The organism is Brasilonema sp. UFV-L1 (genome assembly GCF_012912105.1).
GTDB lineage: Bacteria > Cyanobacteriota > Cyanobacteriia > Cyanobacteriales > Nostocaceae > Brasilonema.
In genome coordinates, this window is the sequence record NZ_QMEA01000337.1 from 1 (window position 1) to 505 (window position 505).

Here is a 505-nt window from a genome sequence, read left to right on the forward strand (position 1 = left end):
GGTGTTGATGTGAGTATTAGTCAGCGGGTAGAAAAAGGACATCACCGCATCGAAAATCGTAAAGTTTATACTGTCCCAGTTTCACAACTACCACCACTTTATGAACAACACCAGTGGGTAGGACTGAGAACAGTAGTCATGGTAGTCCGTTCGATTCAGTATTGGAATAAAACTACCTATGAAGTTCAATTTTATATTACTAGTCTCGCTAGTGATGCTAACAAAATTGGTAGCGCGATTCGACAGCATTGGGGGATTGAAAACTCACTTCATTGGACGTTGGATGTCACCTTCCATGAGGATAAATCTCGGATTCGTTCTCTGCATAGCCCACAAAACTTTGCTTTACTACGTCGTATTGCCCTCAATACTTTAGACCGAGAACCAACTTTTCGTCGCAGTATTCGCCAAAAATCAAGGCGAGCTGCTATGAATGATCAATACATGGTTTCTGTGTTAGCAGCATCTTTACCAAACTATTCTCCTCTACTGTAATCCCCCTGTC

1 protein-coding gene is annotated in these 505 nt (G+C 42.0%); it reads left to right on the plus strand.

Going from position 1 to position 505, the window contains the following annotated elements:
- Window positions 1-495 (plus strand): ISAs1 family transposase (locus DP117_RS35270; protein ID WP_169222776.1); only part of this gene is annotated, 495 nt, incomplete at its 5' end.
- Window positions 496-505: the final 10 nt, after the last annotated feature.